This is a genomic window from Streptococcus mitis, assembly GCF_965111735.1.
GTDB lineage: Bacteria > Bacillota > Bacilli > Lactobacillales > Streptococcaceae > Streptococcus > Streptococcus mitis_DR.
The window spans coordinates 2,020,339-2,039,554 of record NZ_OZ217346.1; the positions used below are offsets into that span (position 1 = coordinate 2,020,339).

The 19,216-nt window shown below is 42.5% G+C and carries 14 protein-coding genes, 11 tRNA genes and 3 rRNA genes; 2 read left to right on the forward strand and 26 right to left on the reverse strand.

The features are described 5' to 3' along the window. Positions 1-140 precede the first annotated feature (140 nt). From ACLV7W_RS09715 to ACLV7W_RS09725, 3 genes are all read right to left on the reverse strand, one after another. On the reverse strand, positions 141-833 hold the full coding sequence (locus ACLV7W_RS09715; protein ID WP_049543955.1) for a histidine phosphatase family protein: 693 nt from the start codon (positions 831-833) through the stop codon (positions 141-143). A gap of 244 nt (positions 834-1,077) precedes the next feature. Beyond that, positions 1,078-2,415 carry a PFL family protein gene (locus tag ACLV7W_RS09720; protein WP_045612361.1) on the reverse strand — a complete coding sequence of 446 codons (1,338 nt, stop codon included), beginning with the start codon at positions 2,413-2,415 and terminating at the stop codon, positions 1,078-1,080. A gap of 9 nt (positions 2,416-2,424) precedes the next feature. Beyond that, positions 2,425-2,691: an ACT domain-containing protein gene (locus ACLV7W_RS09725; protein ID WP_411865866.1), complete on the reverse strand. Its 267-nt coding sequence runs from the start codon at positions 2,689-2,691 to the stop codon at positions 2,425-2,427. Positions 2,692-2,901: 210 nt separating this feature from the next. Here ACLV7W_RS09725 and ACLV7W_RS09730 point away from each other — a divergent pair, with 210 nt between their 5' ends. Continuing rightward, complete coding sequence (locus ACLV7W_RS09730) at positions 2,902-3,900, forward strand: ISL3 family transposase (RefSeq protein ID WP_411865867.1); 999 nt, start codon at positions 2,902-2,904, stop codon at positions 3,898-3,900. A 63-nt stretch (positions 3,901-3,963) separates the two neighbouring features. On the opposite strand, the gene ACLV7W_RS09735 is transcribed toward ACLV7W_RS09730, so the two are convergent. From ACLV7W_RS09735 to pbp2a, 19 genes are all read right to left on the reverse strand, one after another. Further along, positions 3,964-4,037: transfer RNA gene (locus tag ACLV7W_RS09735), tRNA-Pro, on the reverse strand. Between the two features lie 15 nt (positions 4,038-4,052). After that, positions 4,053-4,126: transfer RNA gene (locus tag ACLV7W_RS09740), tRNA-Arg, on the reverse strand. Between the two features lie 9 nt (positions 4,127-4,135). Continuing rightward, positions 4,136-4,221, reverse strand: a tRNA-Leu gene (locus tag ACLV7W_RS09745). 7 nt (positions 4,222-4,228) lie between these two features. Beyond that, positions 4,229-4,300: transfer RNA gene (locus ACLV7W_RS09750), tRNA-Gly, on the reverse strand. A gap of 22 nt (positions 4,301-4,322) precedes the next feature. Continuing rightward, positions 4,323-4,395 (reverse strand) — tRNA-Thr (locus ACLV7W_RS09755). A gap of 18 nt (positions 4,396-4,413) precedes the next feature. Then, positions 4,414-4,495, reverse strand: a tRNA-Leu gene (locus tag ACLV7W_RS09760). A 5-nt stretch (positions 4,496-4,500) separates the two neighbouring features. Continuing rightward, positions 4,501-4,573, reverse strand: a tRNA-Lys gene (locus ACLV7W_RS09765). A 23-nt stretch (positions 4,574-4,596) separates the two neighbouring features. Further along, positions 4,597-4,669: transfer RNA gene (locus ACLV7W_RS09770), tRNA-Asp, on the reverse strand. 2 nt (positions 4,670-4,671) lie between these two features. Further along, positions 4,672-4,744, reverse strand: a tRNA-Val gene (locus ACLV7W_RS09775). Between the two features lie 4 nt (positions 4,745-4,748). Next, positions 4,749-4,864 (reverse strand): 5S ribosomal RNA (rrf, locus tag ACLV7W_RS09780). 76 nt (positions 4,865-4,940) lie between these two features. Further along, a 23S ribosomal RNA gene (locus ACLV7W_RS09785) occupies positions 4,941-7,841 on the reverse strand. A 124-nt stretch (positions 7,842-7,965) separates the two neighbouring features. Then, positions 7,966-8,038 (reverse strand) — tRNA-Ala (locus ACLV7W_RS09790). A 51-nt stretch (positions 8,039-8,089) separates the two neighbouring features. Continuing rightward, a 16S ribosomal RNA gene (locus ACLV7W_RS09795) occupies positions 8,090-9,635 on the reverse strand. The 16S, 23S and 5S rRNA genes sit together here with 11 tRNA genes alongside, the layout of an rRNA operon. Before the next feature lie 242 nt (positions 9,636-9,877). After that, a tRNA-Glu gene (locus ACLV7W_RS09800) sits at positions 9,878-9,949 on the reverse strand. A gap of 92 nt (positions 9,950-10,041) precedes the next feature. After that, complete coding sequence (locus ACLV7W_RS09805) at positions 10,042-10,521, reverse strand: sigma-70 family RNA polymerase sigma factor (RefSeq protein ID WP_153209010.1); 480 nt, start codon at positions 10,519-10,521, stop codon at positions 10,042-10,044. A 121-nt stretch (positions 10,522-10,642) separates the two neighbouring features. Next, entirely contained in the window at positions 10,643-11,179 is a 537-nt protein-coding gene (gene nusG / locus ACLV7W_RS09810) for a transcription termination/antitermination protein NusG (protein ID WP_033687381.1), read from the reverse strand. A gap of 53 nt (positions 11,180-11,232) precedes the next feature. Beyond that, complete coding sequence (gene secE, locus ACLV7W_RS09815) at positions 11,233-11,409, reverse strand: preprotein translocase subunit SecE (RefSeq protein ID WP_001210990.1); 177 nt, start codon at positions 11,407-11,409, stop codon at positions 11,233-11,235. Between the two features lie 9 nt (positions 11,410-11,418). Beyond that, the gene (rpmG, locus tag ACLV7W_RS09820) at positions 11,419-11,571 is read right to left on the reverse strand and encodes a 50S ribosomal protein L33 (protein WP_001809375.1); all 153 of its coding nucleotides are present in this window, start codon (positions 11,569-11,571) and stop codon (positions 11,419-11,421) included. 52 nt (positions 11,572-11,623) lie between these two features. Beyond that, positions 11,624-13,819, reverse strand: a complete 2,196-nt coding sequence (pbp2a, locus tag ACLV7W_RS09825) for a penicillin-binding protein PBP2A (RefSeq protein ID WP_411865868.1) — start codon at positions 13,817-13,819, stop codon at positions 11,624-11,626. 86 nt (positions 13,820-13,905) lie between these two features. On the opposite strand from pbp2a, the gene ACLV7W_RS09830 reads away from it, so the two are divergent. After that, positions 13,906-14,781, forward strand: coding sequence for an RluA family pseudouridine synthase (locus ACLV7W_RS09830; protein ID WP_411865869.1), 876 nt, complete (start codon positions 13,906-13,908; stop codon positions 14,779-14,781). Between the two features lie 68 nt (positions 14,782-14,849). On the opposite strand, the gene gap is transcribed toward ACLV7W_RS09830, so the two are convergent. The 4 genes from gap to ACLV7W_RS09850 form a co-directional block, all read right to left on the reverse strand. Then, positions 14,850-15,860 (reverse strand): type I glyceraldehyde-3-phosphate dehydrogenase, encoded by a 1,011-nt coding sequence (gap, locus tag ACLV7W_RS09835; RefSeq protein WP_049492462.1) that lies wholly within the window; start codon positions 15,858-15,860, stop codon positions 14,850-14,852. A 176-nt stretch (positions 15,861-16,036) separates the two neighbouring features. Next, positions 16,037-17,338: an ABC transporter permease gene (locus ACLV7W_RS09840; protein WP_261050291.1), complete on the reverse strand. Its 1,302-nt coding sequence runs from the start codon at positions 17,336-17,338 to the stop codon at positions 16,037-16,039. Then, positions 17,307-17,990: an ABC transporter ATP-binding protein gene (locus ACLV7W_RS09845; protein WP_084886517.1), complete on the reverse strand. Its 684-nt coding sequence runs from the start codon at positions 17,988-17,990 to the stop codon at positions 17,307-17,309. The genes ACLV7W_RS09840 and ACLV7W_RS09845 overlap by 32 nt, the downstream gene beginning before the upstream one ends. A 210-nt stretch (positions 17,991-18,200) precedes the next feature. Continuing rightward, positions 18,201-19,121: a helix-turn-helix domain-containing protein gene (locus tag ACLV7W_RS09850; protein ID WP_020903611.1), complete on the reverse strand. Its 921-nt coding sequence runs from the start codon at positions 19,119-19,121 to the stop codon at positions 18,201-18,203. Positions 19,122-19,216: the final 95 nt, after the last annotated feature.

The window sequence follows — 19,216 nt, forward strand, 5'->3', positions numbered from 1 at the left end:
ATGTTACTATTATACCATTTTTGAGGGAATTTGAAAGACGAGAAATGTTCTTTTGGGCTTGTATGCCAAGAAAGACTGAATCGCAAATCCAGCTTATTTAGCAGTATAAAAAATTAGCCCCCATTTGGAGCTAACTTCTATTAACTATTTGTCTCCTCCATCTTCTCACGTCCTAGTTCTCGGTAACTACGGTCGCCGACAACTTCTACGCTAAACTGGCCGTCCTCATATTCAAGTATCGTCACGCTACCATTATCTAGACCATGCGGATGCATACCATTAATTAGATAAACAATGGTTCCAATAGTCATTCCGTGGCTGACAACGAGGGCATTGCCCCCACCCTGCTCTTCCATTTCTTTGGCAATCGCTTCAAAGCCTTCCTTAATTCGGCCACTGAGTTTTTCCCAGCCTTCAGCCCAACCAGCTGTATCGACCTCTACCAAACCCTCAGCCAGTTCAGCATAAGACAATTGGTGAACGTGGTCCACATTAAAGATACGAGGAATAATGCCCATGAAAAGATCACCATCATAAGCTCCGTCAAAACTACCGAAACACCATTCTCTGATACGCTTGTCCATGCGATAAGGGATTTTTCCCTGCAAGCCAAGTTCATCAAGGATAATTCCCATTGTCTGAATGGTGCGGCCAGAATCACTCGAATAAGCACGCTCAAACTGTAGACCAGATTCGCGCAAACCGATTCCTAATTCTTGAATCCCTCGTTCACCTTCAGCTGTTAAGGGAGTATCGCTCCAACCTTGCGCGCGACCAATCGTGTTAAACATAGTCTTGCCATGACGTACCAAATACAATCGTACTTTTACCATTTTCCGTCCTCCGTTTGCTTCTATTATATCATGGATGATAAAACAAAAGCCACCCAGACAGGCGACTTTTGCAGGAGATTATTATGAAAAAGTTTAGGAGTTCTATTAAATAAAGATATTAGATGAAAATCAAATTCAAACTAAATCAGTGTTATCTGTTTCAAATAATATTAGGAGGTCTTTATTTAATGATTATAGTATACACAGCCAACCTTAAATAGAACTTAAAATTTCTCCTATTTTCTTAATTTTTAAAACTATGAATTGGTGCTGGAATTTGTCCACCGCGAGAGATGAAATCGACAGACGAAGCCCCATTGACCTTCATAACAGGTGCAGTACCTAATAGGCCACCAAACTCAATCATATCGCCTTCTTTTCCTTTTGGAATAATACGAACAGCCGTAGTTTTCATGTTAATGACACCAATTGCAGCTTCGTCTGCAATCATAGCCGCAATGGTTTCAGCAGGTGTATCCTCCGGAATGGCAATCATATCCAAACCAACAGAACAGATAGCCGTCATAGCTTCTAGTTTTTCCAGATTAAGAGAGCCATTTTGCACTGCAGCAATCATTCCTTCATCTTCTGAAACAGGGATAAAGGCACCAGACAAACCACCAACTTGGTTGCAGGCCATGACTCCGCCCTTCTTAACTTGGTCATTCAAGAGAGCCAAGGCAGCCGTCGTCCCATGCGTACCAACTGTTTCTAGCCCCATTTCTTCAAGGACACGTGCAACAGAATCTCCAACAGCAGGAGTTGGCGCCAAACTCAAGTCCACAATACCAAACTCCACACCGAGTCTCTCACTGGCCATTTGACCAACCAATTGACCGATACGAGTGATCTTGAAGGCAGTCTTCTTAACTGTTTCGGCTACTACATCAAAGCTCTGTCCACGAACTTTTTCCAAGGCACGTTTTACCACACCAGGACCAGAAACTCCGACATTGATGATAACATCTGCCTCCCCAACACCATGGAAGGCACCCGCCATAAATGGATTGTCCTCAACAGCATTAGCGAATACAACCAACTTGACCGCTCCCATATCTGATAGATTAGCCGTTTCCTTGATAACACGTCCCATATCTGCCACAGCCGTCATATTAATACCAGACTTGGTTGAGCCGATATTGATTGACGAGCAGACCTTGTCCGTTTCAGCCAAGGCGCGAGGAATAGAATTGATGAGAATCTCATCTCCCTTTTGATAACCCTTTTGTACCAAGGCAGAGAAGCCACCGATAAAGTCCACACCAATCTCTTTCGCAGCCTTATCAAGAGCTTTTGCCAGAACCACATAGTCTGTCGCATCTGTCGCAGCCCCAATCAAAGAGATAGGAGTCACCGATACACGCTTATTAACGATTGGAATCCCCAACTCAGCCGCAATTTCATCGCCAACAGCTACTAAATTAGCTGCCTTGCTCGTAATCTTTTGATAAATTTTCTCCGCAGCACGATTGATATCTGGATCAATACAGTCCAAAAGAGAAATCCCCATGGTAATGGTTCTGATATCGAAGTTTTGCTCCTCAATCATGGCAATGGTTTCAGTAACTTGTCTAATATCCATGTGCACCTCCTAGATATTATACATAGCGTCGAAAATCGCTGCACTCTGAATATTGATTTTCACATTCAAAGTTTGCCCAAAAGCTTCAAATTCATTACGAAGATAAGTGAAATCTTGTTTTTCATCACTAGATACGACAGCCATCATCGTGAAATATTCATCCAAGACAGTTTGAGAGATATCATCAATGTTCAAACCCAATTCTGCAATTTTACTAGAAACACCTGCAACAATTCCAGATTTATCTTTACCAACAACAGTTATAATCGCTTTCATAAGCAAACTCCAATTCTTCTTTTAATAGGAAACCTGAACATTAAACAAGCTTCTTTTCAAATAGTATAGCATAATTCTAACTAAAAAGGCTCTATAATATTTGTAGTGGGTAAATCCCCTATGGATCTTATGGGGCCTATTTTGTTGTAGAAAAAAAGTCCCATATCATCTATAATGAAAAGCGACTAAACCATCATTAGAAAGATTCATATGGAACAATTACATTTTATCACAAAACTACTCGACATTAAAGACCCCAATATCCAAATTATAGATATCATCAATAGGGATACCCACAAAGAAATCATCGCTAAATTGGATTATGAAGCCCCTTCTTGTCCTGATTGTGGAAGTCTAATGAAGAAATATGACTTTCACTTTAAGTATGATTTTTCTCGTCTTCCAGAGATTATGTCTTGGGACGAGTATGCCTTTACCAAGGGAAAGATGAGTTTCATTGCACAAGATTTTGATAATCTCAACATCATCACTGTTCTTGAAGGCAGAACACAGGCTATCATAAGAAATCACTTTCTGCGCTACGAGCGAGCTGTTCGTTGTCAGGTGAAAATCATTACGATGGATATGTTTAGCCCTTACTACGATATTGCCAGTAAACTTTTTCCTAACGCTAAAATCGTTCTCGACCGCTTTCACATTGTCCAACATCTCAGCCGTGCTATGAGTCGTGTCCGTGTTCAAATCATGAATCAATTTGAGCGAAAATCCCATGAATACAAAGCCATCAAACGTTACTGGAAGCTCATTCAACAGGATAGTCGTAAACTGAGTGATAAACGTTTTTATCGTCCTATTTTTCGTATGCACTTAACCAATAAAGAGATTCTAGACAAGCTTTTGAGCTATTCAGAAGACTTGAAACACCACTACAATCTCTATCAGCTCTTGCTGTTTCACTTTCAGAATAAGGAGTCTGAGAAATTCTTTGGACTCATTGAGGACAATTTGAAGCAGATTCATCCTCTTTTTCATACTGTCTTTAAAACCTTTCTAAAGGACAAAGAGAAAATCGTCAACGCCCTTCAACTCCCCTATTCAAACGCCAAATTAGAAGCGACTAATAATCTCATTAAACTTATCAAACGCAATGCCTTTAGTTTTCGGAACTTTGAAAACTTCAAAAAACGGATTTTTATTGCTCTGAACATCAAAAAAGAAAGGACAAATTTTGTCCTTTCTCGAGCTTAGCTTTTCTTCAACCCACTACAGTTGTTAAGTATAAAAAGGTACCATAGGTACCCAGATAATCAATCGGGAAGACAGGATTCGAACCTGCGACACCTTGGTCCCAAACCAAGTACTCTACCAAGCTGAGCTACTTCCCGAGTTAAAAAGAAAAATGCACCCTAGAGGAGTCGAACCTCTAACCGCCTGATTCGTAGTCAGGTACTCTATCCAGTTGAGCTAAGGGTGCTCTATATTATGCCGAGGACCGGAATCGAACCGGTACGATCGTTACCAATCGCAGGATTTTAAGTCCTGTGCGTCTGCCAGTTCCGCCACCCCGGCCTCTCTAAGCGAACGACGGGATTCGAACCCGCGACCCCCACCTTGGCAAGGTGGTGTTCTACCACTGAACTACGTTCGCACTGTTTTCTTCTATCTAAAAATGCCGGCTACATGACTTGAACACGCGACCCTCTGATTACAAATCAGATGCTCTACCAACTGAGCTAAGCCGGCTCATTTATTATATCTCAATGCGGGTTAAGGGACTTGAACCCCCACGCCGTTAAGCGCCAGATCCTAAATCTGGTGCGTCTGCCAATTCCGCCAAACCCGCATATATGACCCGTACTGGGCTCGAACCAGTGACCCATTGATTAAAAGTCAATTGCTCTACCAACTGAGCTAACGAGTCTAAAATAACTTGCGTTATTCTAACGGTCCCGACGGGAATCGAACCCGCGATCTTCGCCGTGACAGGGCGACGTGATAACCGCTACACTACGGGACCTTTGGGAGTTAACGGGATCGAACCGCTGACCCTCTGCTTGTAAGGCAGATGCTCTCCCAGCTGAGCTAAACTCCCTAGAGCTAAGCGACTTCCATATCTCACAGGGGGCAACCCCCAACTACTTCCGGCGTTCTAGGGCTTAACTTCTGTGTTCGGCATGGGTACAGGTGTATCTCCTAGGCTATCGTCACTTAACTCTGAGTAATACCTACTCAAAATTGAATATCTATTCAAATCAAGAAAACCTTACGCTTTCATATTCTCAGTTACTTTGGATAAGTCCTCGAGCTATTAGTATTAGTCCGCTACATGTGTCGCCACACTTCCACTTCTAACCTATCTACCTGATCATCTCTCAGGGCTCTTACTGATATAAAATCATGGGAAATCTCATCTTGAGGTGGGTTTCACACTTAGATGCTTTCAGCGTTTATCCCTTCCCTACATAGCTACCCAGCGATGCCTTTGGCAAGACAACTGGTACACCAGCGGTAAGTCCACTCTGGTCCTCTCGTACTAGGAGCAGATCCTCTCAAATTTCCTACGCCCGCGACGGATAGGGACCGAACTGTCTCACGACGTTCTGAACCCAGCTCGCGTGCCGCTTTAATGGGCGAACAGCCCAACCCTTGGGACCGACTACAGCCCCAGGATGCGACGAGCCGACATCGAGGTGCCAAACCTCCCCGTCGATGTGAACTCTTGGGGGAGATAAGCCTGTTATCCCCAGGGTAGCTTTTATCCGTTGAGCGATGGCCCTTCCATACGGAACCACCGGATCACTAAGCCCGACTTTCGTCCCTGCTCGAGTTGTAGCTCTCGCAGTCAAGCTCCCTTATACCTTTACACTCTGCGAATGATTTCCAACCATTCTGAGGGAACCTTTGGGCGCCTCCGTTACCTTTTAGGAGGCGACCGCCCCAGTCAAACTGCCCGTCAGACACTGTCTCCGATAGGGATCACCTATCTGGGTTAGAGTGGCCATAACACAAGGGTAGTATCCCAACAACGTCTCCTTCGAAACTGGCGTCCCGATCTCATAGACTCCTACCTATCCTGTACATGTGGTACAGACACTCAATATCAAACTGCAGTAAAGCTCCATGGGGTCTTTCCGTCCTGTCGCGGGTAACCTGCATCTTCACAGGTACTAAAATTTCACCGAGTCTCTCGTTGAGACAGTGCCCAAATCATTACGCCTTTCGTGCGGGTCGGAACTTACCCGACAAGGAATTTCGCTACCTTAGGACCGTTATAGTTACGGCCGCCGTTTACTGGGGCTTCAATTCATACCTTCGCTTACGCTAAGCACTCCTCTTAACCTTCCAGCACCGGGCAGGCGTCACCCCCTATACATCATCTTACGATTTAGCAGAGAGCTGTGTTTTTGATAAACAGTTGCTTGGGCCTATTCACTGCGGCTGACTTAAAGTCAGCACCCCTTCTCCCGAAGTTACGGGGTCATTTTGCCGAGTTCCTTAACGAGAGTTCTCTCGCTCACCTGAGGCTACTCGCCTCGACTACCTGTGTCGGTTTGCGGTACGGGTAGAGTATGTTTAAACGCTAGAAGCTTTTCTTGGCAGTGTGACGTCACTAACTTCGCTACTAAACTTCGCTCCCCATCACAGCTCAATGTTATAGATATAAGCATTTGACTCATATCACACCTCACTGCTTAGACAGACACTTCCAATCGTCTGCTTTAGTTAGCCTACTGCGTCCCTCCATCACTACATACTCTAGTACAGGAATATCAACCTGTTGTCCATCGGATACACCTTTCGGTCTCTCCTTAGGTCCCGACTAACCCAGGGCGGACGAGCCTTCCCCTGGAAACCTTAGTCTTACGGTGGACAGGATTCTCACCTGTCTTTCGCTACTCATACCGGCATTCTCACTTCTATGCGTTCCAGCGCTCCTCACGGTACACCTTCATCACACATAGAACGCTCTCCTACCATACCTATAAAGGTATCCACAGCTTCGGTAAATTGTTTTAGCCCCGGTACATTTTCGGCGCAGGGTCACTCGACTAGTGAGCTATTACGCACTCTTTGAATGAATAGCTGCTTCTAAGCTAACATCCTAGTTGTCTGTGCAACCCCACATCCTTTTCCACTTAACAATTATTTTGGGACCTTAGCTGGTGGTCTGGGCTGTTTCCCTTTCGACTACGGATCTTAGCACTCGCAGTCTGACTGCCGACCATAATTCATTGGCATTCGGAGTTTATCTGAGATTGGTAATCCGGGATGGACCCCTCACCCAAACAGTGCTCTACCTCCAAGAATCTTTATGTCGACGCTAGCCCTAAAGCTATTTCGGAGAGAACCAGCTATCTCCAAGTTCGTTTGGAATTTCTCCGCTACCCACAAGTCATCCAAGCACTTTTCAACGTGCCCTGGTTCGGTCCTCCAGTGCGTCTTACCGCACCTTCAACCTGCTCATGGGTAGGTCACATGGTTTCGGGTCTACGTCATGATACTAAGGCGCCCTATTCAGACTCGGTTTCCCTACGGCTCCGTCTCTTCAACTTAACCTCGCATCATAACGTAACTCGCCGGTTCATTCTACAAAAGGCACGCTCTCACCCATTAACGGGCTCGAACTTGTTGTAGGCACACGGTTTCAGGTTCTATTTCACTCCCCTCCCGGGGTGCTTTTCACCTTTCCCTCACGGTACTGGTTCACTATCGGTCACTAGGGAGTATTTAGGGTTGGGAGATGGTCCTCCCAGATTCCGACGGGATTTCACGTGTCCCGCCGTACTCAGGATACTGCTAGGTACAAAGACTATTTTAAATACGAGGCTATCACTCTCTTTGGCTGATCTTCCCAAATCATTCTTCTATAATCTTTGAGTCCACATTGCAGTCCTACAACCCCGAAGAGTAAACTCTTCGGTTTGCCCTCCTGCCGTTTCGCTCGCCGCTACTAAGGCAATCGCTTTTGCTTTCTCTTCCTGCAGCTACTTAGATGTTTCAGTTCACTGCGTCTTCCTCCTCACATCCTTAACAGATGCGGGTAACAGGTAGTACCTGTTGGGTTCCCCCATTCGGAAATCCCTGGATCATCGCTTACTTACAGCTACCCAAGGCATATCGTCGTTTGTCACGTCCTTCTTCGGCTCCTAGTGCCAAGGCATCCACCGTGCGCCCTTATTAACTTAACCTTATTTTCTGACCTTTCAGTCATAAACTCTTATTAATACTACAGCGTTTTCGGTTTATTTTCTTGTTACTATTTGATATAGATATTCAATTTTCAATGTGCATTACTTGGTGATCTCTCACCAATGGAGCCTAGCGGGATCGAACCGCTGACCTCCTGCGTGCAAAGCAGGCGCTCTCCCAGCTGAGCTAAGGCCCCACAAGACCTCTCAAGACTAAACAAGACCAATGCGCAGTTCCTTATCCTTAGAAAGGAGGTGATCCAGCCGCACCTTCCGATACGGCTACCTTGTTACGACTTCACCCCAATCATCTATCCCACCTTAGGCGGCTGGCTCCTTACGGTTACCTCACCGACTTCGGGTGTTACAAACTCTCGTGGTGTGACGGGCGGTGTGTACAAGGCCCGGGAACGTATTCACCGCGGCGTGCTGATCCGCGATTACTAGCGATTCCGACTTCATGTAGGCGAGTTGCAGCCTACAATCCGAACTGAGACTGGCTTTAAGGGATTAGCTTGCCGTCACCGGCTTGCGACTCGTTGTACCAGCCATTGTAGCACGTGTGTAGCCCAGGTCATAAGGGGCATGATGATTTGACGTCATCCCCACCTTCCTCCGGTTTATTACCGGCAGTCTCGCTAGAGTGCCCAACTGAATGATGGCAACTAACAATAGGGGTTGCGCTCGTTGCGGGACTTAACCCAACATCTCACGACACGAGCTGACGACAACCATGCACCACCTGTCACCTCTGTCCCGAAGGAAAACTCTATCTCTAGAGCGGTCAGAGGGATGTCAAGACCTGGTAAGGTTCTTCGCGTTGCTTCGAATTAAACCACATGCTCCACCGCTTGTGCGGGCCCCCGTCAATTCCTTTGAGTTTCAACCTTGCGGTCGTACTCCCCAGGCGGAGTGCTTAATGCGTTAGCTGCGGCACTAAACCCCGGAAAGGGTCTAACACCTAGCACTCATCGTTTACGGCGTGGACTACCAGGGTATCTAATCCTGTTTGCTCCCCACGCTTTCGAGCCTCAGCGTCAGTTACAAGCCAGAGAGCCGCTTTCGCCACCGGTGTTCCTCCATATATCTACGCATTTCACCGCTACACATGGAATTCCACTCTCCCCTCTTGCACTCAAGTTAAACAGTTTCCAAAGCGTACTATGGTTAAGCCACAGCCTTTAACTTCAGACTTATCTAACCGCCTGCGCTCGCTTTACGCCCAATAAATCCGGACAACGCTCGGGACCTACGTATTACCGCGGCTGCTGGCACGTAGTTAGCCGTCCCTTTCTGGTAAGATACCGTCACAGTGTGAACTTTCCACTCTCACACTCGTTCTTCTCTTACAACAGAGCTTTACGATCCGAAAACCTTCTTCACTCACGCGGCGTTGCTCGGTCAGACTTCCGTCCATTGCCGAAGATTCCCTACTGCTGCCTCCCGTAGGAGTCTGGGCCGTGTCTCAGTCCCAGTGTGGCCGATCACCCTCTCAGGTCGGCTATGTATCGTCGCCTTGGTGAGCCGTTACCCCACCAACTAGCTAATACAACGCAGGTCCATCTGGTAGTGATGCAATTGCACCTTTTAAGCAAATGTCATGCAACATCTACTGTTATGCGGTATTAGCTATCGTTTCCAATAGTTATCCCCCACTACCAGGCAGGTTACCTACGCGTTACTCACCCGTTCGCAACTCATCCGGAGAAGCAAGCTCCTCCTTCAGCGTTCTACTTGCATGTATTAGGCACGCCGCCAGCGTTCGTCCTGAGCCAGGATCAAACTCTCATTAAAAGTTTGAGTTCTCACTCATTTCTGTCACTGACAGATTTATTGTTTTTTTCATTGTTCAGTACTACAACCTTAGTTGTAGTGCCCTGCACATTGGTTCGTCTTGTTCAGTTTTCAAAGGTCTTTGTCACTCGCTTCTCTCAAGCGACAACTATATTAGTATATCACAGGCACTTTCGCTTGTCAACACTTTTTTGAAACTTTTTTGAACTTTTTTCATCAAGTGTTCCATCCGCAACATACCATAGTCCGTACGGGATTCGAACCCGTGTTACCGCCGTGAAAAGGCGGTGTCTTAACCCCTTGACCAACGGACCAGAGTTGGTGTTTTCAACTCTTACTATTATACCGACTTTTCTAACTTTGTCAACTACTTTTTTCTATTTTTTTCATTTTTTTACATGGCTTCTTACCGACTACGGATATCAAACTCTTTAAACACAATACGCAAGTCCCTTAGAACTCTTTGACGCCCTCGGAAGCGTTCATGTCTTAAGATGCGTTCTAACTCTTCTTGCTTCTCTTTGCTTTGTTTGTTTCTATAATCTCTTAGTGTTTCATGAAAGAGATAATACTCATCTAGCCACAGACCTCCCTCACTGATACGATGACTAATCTCTCCCACTTCTTCATAAGGTTCTTTATCATATCTACGCTTCTGACTTTCTTGTTTACGGATATGGTCTAAAATTCGATTACGAAACTTAGTCTTGAAATATTTACGTAAGCGTGGAATATCTTCTACCAGTTCTTCTTCTCTACTGATCAATTCATGTAAGCAGATCATTCCCTCTTGGTCCCAATCCGATAACTCCCATAAATGAAGGTAATATTCATTTCTACACTTGTATACAATTCCTTGGACTTCTTCATACAATTTTTTAAGCATAAGCTTCCCCCTTTCTAGATACAGTCTAACAAATCAAGAACTTAATTGGGGCCTTTTCGCCTATTCTGTTCCCTACACCGCCTCAACTGCACAAAAAAGAGAGGGCTTGCCTCTCTTTGGGTTATAATTCTGCAATTTGATTTAGGTTTACTTCTGCAACTGTGTCATTACCAAACATAGAGATAATCATCTTCACTTTATTGTTATCAATCTCTGCAATCTTACCAGTATAGTCTGCAAAAGCACCATCAATGATACGTACAGTTTGACCAACTTCAACATCGATATCAAACTCTTGTACAGTTTGTCCCATAGAAACCAAGATATCACGGATTTCTTGTTCCAATAATGGAGTTGGTTTTGATCTATTTCCGTGAGATCCGACGAATCCTGTAACGTTTGGTGTGTTTCGAACAACAAACCAAGCTTCATCTGTCATCACCATTTCCACAAGAACATAACCTGGAAAGCGATTTTCTTCTACTTCTTTTCTCTTTCCATTTTTTTCAACTTGCACTGTTTGTGTTGGAATTTCAACACGTAAAATATTATCCAACATATTGTAGGTTTGTGCACGTTGTAATAGATTTTCTTTTACCTTATTTTCATAACCAGAATAGGTTTGTAAGACAAACCATCCTTTATCAAAACTATCCATGATACTTCCTTTCATAATAGAAGATTTCTAGCGTGAATAACTCCACAGGTCTTCTAAAAAATATTAATAAATCGAATCAAACCTGAAACAATCAACTTGTCAAAAATATAAATAATCACAACAAAGAAAGCAGTGTATTCCATGATAGAACGAAAATCTCTCCAGCTTTCCTTGCGAGTTGGCCATGTTGTGTCTTTAAGAAGTCTAAAAATATCTCCAATAAAACGCATCGCTCTCTCCTATCTCGTTTCTCTGTGTGTAGTGTACTTACCACAATGTTTACAAAATTTATTTACTTCTAGTCGTGTTGGCTTGGGGTTTCCGCTGATCTTGATTGAATAGTTTCTTGAACCACAAACCGCACAAGCTAGGCTTGCTTTTTTTAGTGCCATAACGCCTCCATCTTATCTATTATAACAAGAAAGCTAGGCTTTGACAAGCATCTTAACGAAATAGATTGACTACCGAATCCCATATCGTTTGAGCCTTTTCCTTAATCTTCGCATCCGAGATAGCACGGCTAGCCTCATCTACCAGATTTTGTGCACGACTTCTAATATCAGAAAGGCTATTATCCGCCTGATTTGATTCATTACTCTGTACTTGATTTCTTGTATTGGCTGGTGCAATTCCATTTTGCTTATAAGCATTTTCAACTGTAAAGGTACTTCCTGGCGTATAAGGTAAAATGGTATTGGCAATGTTTCTAAAGACATGAGCTGCACCGTTTGAAGTAGAGCCAGCTAGATAGTGATTTTCATCAGTCGTCGGGAAGCCAAGCCAGTGACTAATCACTACATCCGGTGTATAACCAATTACCCACTGGTCACTTGTATATTCTGGATTGAAAACCGCTTCAGTTGTACCAGTTTTTCCTGCCATGACATAATCTGCAGGCGATGAACTAATACCGGTACCGTTGGTGAATGTCCCCAACATCATACTGGTCATCTTATCAGCTACAGACTTATCAATCACCCGTTTTTGTGAATTTTTATGGCTTGCAATAACTTGTCCACTAGCATTTTCAATTCTACTAATAAAATGAGCTTCAGGCATTAAACCTTCATTTGCAAAGGCAGCATATGCTTGAGCCATTTGCAGAGGATTGGTTTCGACACCACTTCCCAAGGCGACACCAAGAACACGGTCGACCTTTTCCATGTTGAGTCCGAATTTTTCGCCTGCCTCAAAAGCCTTGTCGACGCCCAAATCATTAACAGTGGCAACAGCAGGTAGATTAAGCGACTCTGCCAAGGCTTGATACATAGGAACTTCTCGACTCGTTTTGATCCCTGCATAGTTATCAACCTTATAGCTGTCGTACTGCATGGTATGGTTATCCAATTGCTTATTCAAAGCCCAACCTGCTTCAACTGCTGGCGTATAAACAACTAAAGGCTTAATTGTAGAACCAGGACTACGTTTTGATTGAGTTGCATAGTTGAAATTCCGGAATCCAGTTTTATCATTGCCAGCAACCTGACCAACAACTCCACGAACTCCCCCTGTTTTCGGTTCGAGAGCTACACTTCCTGATTGAGCAAATGTTCCATCCTCCGCCCTCGGAAATAGCGATGTGTTTTCATAAACAACCTGCATATTTGCTTGGTAATTTTGGTCCAGCTCTGTGTAAATGCGGTAGCCATTATTGACAATCTCTTCCTCTGTTAGATTATACTTGGAAACGGCTTCGTTAACCACCGCATCAAAGTAAGAAGGATAGCGGTAATCTGAGATTTTTCCTTCATACTTATCGTGCAATTGCGAATTCATATCAACTTCCGCAGCTTCGGTTTCTTGGTTTTTATCAATATATCCTGCTGCAACCATATTTTGCAAGACAGTATCGCGCCGATTGGTAGAATCTTCTACAGAATTCAAGGGATTATACAGTTCCGGCCCTTTGAGCATCCCTGCCAGAGTCGCAGCTTGATCCAAACTCACTTCTGATGCAGAAACTCCAAAGTATTTCTTACTCGCATCTTCTACACCCCACACACCATTTCCAAAATAGGCGTTGTTAAGGTACATGGTTAAGATCTGATCCTTACTATATTTTTTGGTTAATTCTAAAGCAAGGAAAAATTCTTTCGCTTTTCTCTCAACAGTTTGATCCTGCGACAGATAGGCATTTTTAGCCAGCTGTTGGGTAATAGTAGAACCACCACCTGAACGACCAGCAGTTACAATAGCCAAGAAGAAACGACCATAGTTAATTCCGTCATTTTTATAGAAGGAACGGTCTTCTGTCGCAATAACGGCATTCTGCAAATTTTTACTGATATCAGTCAATTCAACATAGGTTCCTTTTTGACCAGACAAGGCACCGGCCTCCTTTTCTTCACGGTCAAAAATGAGAGTTCGAGTTTTCAAGGCATTTTGCAAATCATTGACATTGGTTGACTTGGCTACAGCAAACAAATAGGTTCCAACTAGCAAGCTTGTACTCAAACCTAGTATAAGGACAATCTTTGTTAGATGATAGCGACGCCAGAATTTTCGAATCGGACCTACTTGGGCCAATTTTTTTCTATCACTACGAGAACGACGCAAGCTAGTAGACCCAGAATCCTCTGATTCACTTGTTTCTTTTTTAAAAAGAGAAAGAAATTTCTCGAATAATTTATCTAATTTCATGCGTTTATTTTATCATCTTCATCATAGGAAGACAAGAATTTAGCTATTTCCTATCCAAATAGGGCTTTTTTTGTTACAATATCTGTATGCAATTCACATTTACATTACCAGACTCTCTACCTCAAATGACGGTTAAGCAATTACTAGAGGATCAACTCCTCATCCCTAGAAAAATCCGTCATTTTTTGAGAATCAAGAAACACATTTTGATTAATCAGCGAGAAGTTCATTGGAACGAGATTGTAAGTCCTGGAGATGTTTGCCAGTTAACGTTTGACAAGGAAGATTATCCCGAAAAAGAAATCCCTTGGGGCAACCCAAACCTCGTTCAGGAAGTTTATCAAGATCAACACTTAGTTATTGTGAACAAACCAGAGGGGATAAAAACGCATGGTAATCAGCCAAACGAAATCGCCCTTCTTAACCATGTCAGTGCCTATGTTGGCCAAACCTGCTATGTCGTTCATCGTCTGGACATGGAAACCAGTGGCTTAGTTCTCTTTGCCAAAAATCCTTTTATCCTACCTATCCTCAATCGCTTACTGGAGAAAAAAGAGATTTCTAGGGAATATTGGGCACAGGTCGACGGACATATCAACAGCAAAGAACTTGTTTTCAAAGACAAAATTGGGCGTGATCGCCATGACCGCAGAAAACGAATAGTTGATACAAAAAATGGGCAATATGCTGAAACACATGTAAGCAGATTAAAACAATTCCCAAACAAAACTTCCTTGGTTCGTTGCAAACTAAAGACAGGGCGAACCCATCAGATTCGTGTGCACCTTTCGCATCATAACTTCCCTATTTCAGGCGACCCTCTCTATAATAGTAAATCAAAAACAAGTCGGCTCATGCTCCACGCCTTTCGACTGTCCTTTACCCATCCGCTTACTCTAGAGAAATTAAGCTTCACTACCCTATCAGATACTTTTGAAAAAGAATTAAAAAAGAATGGATGATTGTGTCATCCATTTTTCCATATAAGAAAAGCAAGACCAAGAGGCCCTGCTTTTTATCGACTCATGAATTATTTAGCGATTTTTGCGAAGTATTCAAGAGTACGAACAAGTTGTGCAGTGTATGACATTTCGTTGTCGTACCATGATACAACTTTAACCAATTGTTTACCGTCAACATCAAGAACTTTAGTTTGAGTTGCGTCAAACAATGAACCGTAAGACATACCTACGATATCTGAAGATACGATTGGATCTTCTGTGTAACCGTATGATTCGTTTGAAGCTGCTTTCATAGCTGCGTTCACTTCATCAACAGTAACGTTCTTTTCAAGAACTGCTACCAATTCAGTAACTGATCCAGTTGGAGTTGGAACGCGTTGTGCAGATCCGTCCAATTTACCGTTCAATTCTGGGATTACAAGACCGATAGCTTTTGCAGCACCAGTTGAGTTAGGAACGATGTTTGCAGCACCAGCGCGAGCACGGCGAAGGTCACCACCACGGTGTGGTCCGTCAAGGATCATTTGGTCACCAGTGTAAGCGTGGATAGTAGTCATCAATCCTTCAACAACACCAAAGTTGTCTTGAAGAGCTTTAGCCATAGGAGCCAAGCAGTTTGTAGTACATGAAGCACCTGAGATAACTGTTTCAGTACCGTCAAGAACATCGTGGTTAGTGTTGAATACAACTGTTTTAACGTCGTTTCCACCAGGAGCAGTAATAACAACTTTCTTAGCTCCACCTGGGTGCAAGTGTTTTTCAGCAGCTGCTTTCTTAGCAAAGAAACCAGTAGCTTCAAGAACGATTTCTACACCATCGTTAGCCCAGTCGATTTGTTCTGGATCACGTTCAGCAGAAACACGGATGAATTTACCGTTAACTTCAAATCCACCTTCTCTAACTTCCACAGTTCCGTCGAAACGACCTTGAGTTGTGTCATATTTCAACAAGTGTGCAAGCATAACTGGATCTGTAAGGTCGTTGATGCGAGTAACTTCAACACCTTCTACGTTTTGGATACGGCGGAAAGCAAGACGACCGATACGTCCGAAACCGTTAATACCAACTTTAACTACCATTAGTGATTTCCTCCTTATGAAAATCATGAAATTTTTATTGTGAAAAGAGTAACTTGAATCACTACAAATCACCTTTCAACAAACCTATTATATAACTATTTGAGTTGAATTGCAAGTACGGGCGTTGTTTTTCTATGTTAGTTTCTTTTTCAGGCTATAAATCAAGAACCTCCTTACTATTCATATCGTAGCGATTCTACAGGATCCATTTTACTAATTTTACGTGCTGGGAAGTAGGCTGAGACATAACCAAGTAATAGAGCAAAAGCTAGAGTTCCTAAAATAGATAGAAGATTTAATTCAAAAACCTTCGTGATGGATGGGTAAAAGTGATTTACAACCGCATTCGCCAAACTTCCCACCCCTTGTGCAACCAAAAATGCCAGCAGCAAGGCGATTCCTACAATCCAAATAGCCTCGTAAATAAAAATTCCTTTGACATCGCGATTTTGATAACCAACTGCCTTCATGACACCTATTTCCTTAGAACGTTGCATGATATTAATGTAAATGATGATGCCAATCATGACCGCTGCTACCACAATAGCTTGTGATGAAAGCACAATCAACAATCCCTGAATAACACGAATAAAAGTAATCACAATATCAAGAACCTTCTGTTGAGAAAGAACAGTATACTTCTTATTTTTCTGCAATTCTTCTGTTACCACTTTTGTCTGTGATGGATCTTTAAGTTCCAAGATAAAATAAGATACAGCTTTTGTAAATCCAGCTTCTTTCAAAATTGTTTCCATTTGATTAGACGGCATGAAACTGTTGCTGTCCTCCATGTCATCTTCATCATTGATTACACGCACAATCTTCGTTTGAAATTGAGCAGTCTTGCTAGCTTCGGCAGCATTTTCCACAATACTTGCTGAGACTGATTTGCCAATAATATCACTAGCCGTCAGATTTTTTCCTGTCTGTTCATTCCAACTTTTTAGTAAACTGCTTGGAATCGTCAAGCCCTGTTCATTTGCATCAGTATAGAGGGAACCGGCTAATACTTTGTCCGCCTCATTACTACTAACAGAAATACTTGTATCCTCATAGAGACTCACTACTTGAGCATAAGAAGGCATCGTTTGACTCAGATCCATTTCTTGCCCATCTATAGTAATATTTGACATGGTCATCCCAAAAGGACTCTCCAAATATTTAATAGCTTCTTTGCCAACTGTATCCGTGATATAGTTCTTATCATCTTGGTTCAAAAAGCCTCGTCCAGCATTTTCTGTGTTTAAAGCAATCTGAACTTGAGAAGGAATTTGACCTCCATTCGTATTTTCATCAATCATCGAAATCAAAGCATTTCCCAAGCCGAAAGAAATTAAGACTCCTACAAAACCGATTGAGGTTGCTAGCGCAATCAATAAGTTACGCCACTTTCTTTCCAGAAAGTTATTTAAAGAAAGTTTGAATTTGTTTTTCAATGATAATCCTTTATTTTTTGACTTCTTCAACGACTTCACCATCCTTCATTTTGATAATCACATCTGCATATGCAGCAACCTCTGGATTATGGGTTACAATCAATACTGTTTTCCCTGTCTGGGCTAAATTTTTAAATACTTCCAATACCATTTCTTGAGATTGAGAATCCAGTGACCCCGTTGGCTCATCTGCTACAATCATATCAGGCTGATTTACCAAGGCACGCGCGATTGCTACACGTTGCTTTTGCCCGCCAGAAAGCTGTTTAACATTTTTAGCCATAAAAGGCTCCATTCCTAAGCTACTTAATTGCTCCTTTGCAATCATTGTCATCTCCCTGTCAGATAAATCTTTGACATAGAGAGGTAGCTTGACATTGTCCAAGACAGATTGATGAGGAATGAGGTTGAAGTTTTGAAACACAAATCCAATCTTGTTTTTACGAAATTGAGTTAGTTCAATCTCTGATAAGTCACGGAGAGATTCCCCTTTAAATTCTAAAACTCCTTCATATTGTCTATCTAGACCACTGATGATGTTTAGCAAGCTGGTTTTGCCACAGCCTGATGGACCGTAAATCGCTGTAATTTTACCTTTTGCAATCTGCAGGTTAATATTCTTTAAAGCCTGTTCTTGATGTTTACCGTCCAAAGTGTAAAACTTTGAAATATTTTTAATGGATAAAATAGACATTCTTTCCCCCTTGTTTAAAACTGTTATCGTCATACACCATACTGATAGAAAATCCTTCAAGCTACATCAGCACTGATTTCCCCTATGGGCCTACTACTTAGAGTTTTCTCTCTATTGCCTAGTTTGCTTCTGGATGTATATCAAGTAAAATTCATTGTAACAAAAAAGCGACATTTCTCCAATGACAGAAATGTCACTCCTATAAACTCTTTAACGATATCTTTCTAGATCCTCGGCCCATTCATTATCTAAACTAACGAGTAACTTCCCATTGCCAAACATCCTTGCCATCATTTTTGCTTCTTCATACTTTTGTTTGGCTGTATCATAATCCATCTGAATATAATATTTCCACTCCACCATCAAGACAATCGGTTGTTTTTGAAAATCTCGTGTTTTTTGCCCTATTTTATTTAAGGTCTCGACTGCCCTCTTAAAATAATGAAGCAACCCCATAACCTCTATACAAGTTAAAGAAGCTAACAAGGAGTCTCTAAGTAAGTCCAAACAATCGAACTCTATCTTATCAACCTGAGAACTTAATTTGTCATGAAAATAAAGAATAGTTTCATGCTCAGACTTTTTTATCTCACCCTCGTTTAAACCATCCATTAACTGACAAAGAAAATACAGTCTCAATTTCAACAATTCCTCAGCCTTATATACATCTCTGGATAGTAAGTCTTGAAGACTGTCCTCAATCACACCACTTCCGTATAAAGAATTACTAGTCGCTCTCACTGCATCTATTGCCTGAAGGCAGTCCACTATCATCTTCTCATCACGGGGCAGGTCATCATAAAAACACTCAAAAATCTCATCAAAATATTCTTCCTTTTGTTCTTGCAACTCCTTGTCTCCATAGTCAGGGTGATGTAAAAGAAAGTACTTTAATTCTTGGTAGCGTTTAGGCAATTCCTTATAATCTGGCATCAAGACATAGGACGGAATTTCTAATCTATCTGCAATATATTCTAGTGTTTTTATAGTCGGTCGAAATTCTCCTTTTTCTATCCGCACCAGCTGACGCACTGATAGTTCAGACTCATCCCCGCAAAAAACTGGACGACTAAGTCCTTTCTCCTCTCTTAAAAGTCGCACTTTATCCCCTAACTCATTTATCTTGTTCATTTGCCCCTCGCATGATTATTAAAGGTTTGATTTTCAAATAAATATATGCGATGATTATACCATTTTTCAAATAGAATTACAAAAAAGAGACAGGA

Excerpts from the sequence above, each read along its gene's own strand:
- ACLV7W_RS09850 (WP_020903611.1), bottom strand. The coding sequence starts at position 19,121 with ATGAACAAGATAAATGAGTTAGGGGATAAAGTGCGACTTTTAAGAGAG.
- rpmG (WP_001809375.1), bottom strand. The coding sequence starts at position 11,571 with ATGGCACTAAAAAAAGCAAGCCTAGCTTGTGCGGTTTGTGGTTCAAGA.
- gap (WP_049492462.1), bottom strand. The coding sequence starts at position 15,860 with ATGGTAGTTAAAGTTGGTATTAACGGTTTCGGACGTATCGGTCGTCTT.
- ACLV7W_RS09840 (WP_261050291.1), bottom strand. The coding sequence starts at position 17,338 with ATGGTGAAGTCGTTGAAGAAGTCAAAAAATAAAGGATTATCATTGAAA.
- ACLV7W_RS09730 (WP_411865867.1), top strand. The coding sequence starts at position 2,902 with ATGGAACAATTACATTTTATCACAAAACTACTCGACATTAAAGACCCC.
- ACLV7W_RS09715 (WP_049543955.1), bottom strand. The coding sequence starts at position 833 with ATGGTAAAAGTACGATTGTATTTGGTACGTCATGGCAAGACTATGTTT.
- ACLV7W_RS09845 (WP_084886517.1), bottom strand. The coding sequence starts at position 17,990 with ATGTCTATTTTATCCATTAAAAATATTTCAAAGTTTTACACTTTGGAC.
- ACLV7W_RS09805 (WP_153209010.1), bottom strand. The coding sequence starts at position 10,521 with ATGCTTAAAAAATTGTATGAAGAAGTCCAAGGAATTGTATACAAGTGT.
- nusG (WP_033687381.1), bottom strand. The coding sequence starts at position 11,179 with ATGGATAGTTTTGATAAAGGATGGTTTGTCTTACAAACCTATTCTGGT.
- ACLV7W_RS09830 (WP_411865869.1), top strand. The coding sequence starts at position 13,906 with ATGCAATTCACATTTACATTACCAGACTCTCTACCTCAAATGACGGTT.
- pbp2a (WP_411865868.1), bottom strand. The coding sequence starts at position 13,819 with ATGAAATTAGATAAATTATTCGAGAAATTTCTTTCTCTTTTTAAAAAA.
- ACLV7W_RS09720 (WP_045612361.1), bottom strand. The coding sequence starts at position 2,415 with ATGGATATTAGACAAGTTACTGAAACCATTGCCATGATTGAGGAGCAA.
- ACLV7W_RS09725 (WP_411865866.1), bottom strand. The coding sequence starts at position 2,691 with ATGAAAGCGATTATAACTGTTGTTGGTAAAGATAAATCTGGAATTGTT.
- secE (WP_001210990.1), bottom strand. The coding sequence starts at position 11,409 with ATGCGTTTTATTGGAGATATTTTTAGACTTCTTAAAGACACAACATGG.